The sequence below is a fragment of the Flavobacterium luminosum genome, from assembly GCF_023635005.1.
Lineage (GTDB): Bacteria > Bacteroidota > Bacteroidia > Flavobacteriales > Flavobacteriaceae > Flavobacterium > Flavobacterium luminosum.
Genome location: NZ_JAMLJM010000020.1, coordinates 1 through 1,968, shown reverse-complemented (window position 1 = coordinate 1,968; position 1,968 = coordinate 1). Strand labels below are relative to the sequence as shown.

Genomic DNA, 1,968 nt, shown 5'->3' with positions numbered 1-1,968 from the left:
CTATTGCAAATATCCAATATACTTTTGGAGGTGGCGCTACCAGTGCAAACGTAACGGGTTTACCTGAGGGTGTTTCGTATTCCATTCTAGGAAATGTGGTGACCATCAGCGGTACGCCAACGACTACCACAGGTTCTCCGTTTACTTATACCGTAACTACGGTAGGGGGTACTTGTGGCACGGTTTCAATGAGTGGAACCATCGCAGTGAATACGGCAATGTCTCTTAATCTAATCTGTGATGCTGCCAATTCAACCTCATCTTCATTAGCTTTCGATTTTAGTAATGTGGGTCAGACAAGTTTCACTTATAGTTATACTATCGATGGAGGAGCACCCATTACTGGAACACATATTTCTCCTTCTAATTTTACAGTAACTGGATTGACTTTAGGACAAACAGTAACTTTTACCCTGACAGCCAATGGTGTTTCTTGTGTGCCTCCTCAAACAGTAAGTTGTACAACAACCTGTACTAGTCCAACGCTGACTTTGACTTCAGCAGCAGGAACCAACAATCAAACGATTTGTGTCGGTACCGCTATTACACCGATTACCTATACGTTCAGTGGAGATGCTACTGGAGCCAATGTGACAGGATTACCGGCAGGAGTAACCTATACTACTTCAGGAAATACAGTGACCATTAGCGGAACACCAAGTACTACCACAGCATTAACATCTAATTATGTAATTTCAACTTTAGGTGGCGTTTGTGGAAGTGCTTCATTAAATGGTAGTATCAGTGTAAATACTAATCCTACTTTAGTACTTACTTCAACAGCAGGCTCTAATAACCAATCGGTATGTGTTAACACAGCTATCAATACAATAACGTATACCTTTGGTGGTGTAGCAACAGGTGCCAATGTAACAGGATTACCCGCTGGAGTAACAGCCACTACTTCTGGAAACACAGTTACTATTAACGGTACACCAACAACGGCGAGTGCAACGCCTTATACTTATTCCATTACAACGACTGGAGGTTCCTGTGGATCCGTAACTCTAAACGGAACAATCAGAGTTAATGCCTTGCCGGATCCTAGACCAACAGAGGGTTCAATTTGTGTGAATAGCTCTGGTGTAGCTACAGGTTCTTATATTTTAGATGCTAAATTAGATGAGGCTATGCATGATTTTGTTTGGTATTTTAACAATAATCCTATCGCTAATTCAAATACGGCTACTTATACTGCTACCGCAGTGGGTACTTATGGAGTAGTTGCTGTCAATACCGTAACAGGATGTACTTCTCCATTGGTTACAGCAACTGTTGGCGCTACCATGCCAGCGACGGGATTAACAATTACACAAAGCAATTACTTTAGTGGTAATGCCACTTTAACAGTAACTGTAATAGGAGGAACAGGTACGTATTTTTACCAATTGGATGGAGGCGTTTTCCAATCGTCCAATGTATTTACCAACGTAAGTTCGGGAACACATACAGTTACAGTAATCGATGCGCAGCAATGTAGTTATCTAACGAAAGATGTATTGGTTATTGAATATCCGAAATTCTTTACACCAAACGGTGACGGTTATCACGACAAATGGTTTATTGCAGGATTACAAAACACGGATGTGATTTATATTTTTGATCGTTTTGGTAAACTTATCAAACAATTAAAAGGAGAAGAAAAATGGGATGGAACTTATAACCAACAACCATTGCCTTCTACCGATTATTGGTTTACGGTAGATTATGAGGAGAACGGTGCGAAAAAACAATTTAGAGCCCATTTTGCCCTTAAACGATAAAGACTAAATCATCAATAGATACTAAATCCCTAATAGAATTTTCTTTAGGGATTTTTTTATGTTCCCTCATGCTCTTCCTTGTCATCCTATGTTTGTAAAAGGAAGTTCTTTGAAAATTTTATAAATTTATTTCAACAGAAGAAAGAGAAAGATAAAAGCTAAATTTTGTCATTGGTCAATTAAGACTGTTCAGCATGCTAGTTCC

The 1,968-nt window shown here is 39.4% G+C and carries 1 protein-coding gene; it reads left to right on the top strand.

Features of this window, described 5'->3' with window-relative positions; all coding sequences use genetic code 11:
* Positions 1–1,763 (top strand): T9SS type B sorting domain-containing protein (locus tag NAT50_RS12275; protein ID WP_250593520.1); only part of this gene is annotated, 1,763 nt, incomplete at its 5' end.
* Positions 1,764–1,968 lie beyond the last annotated feature (205 nt).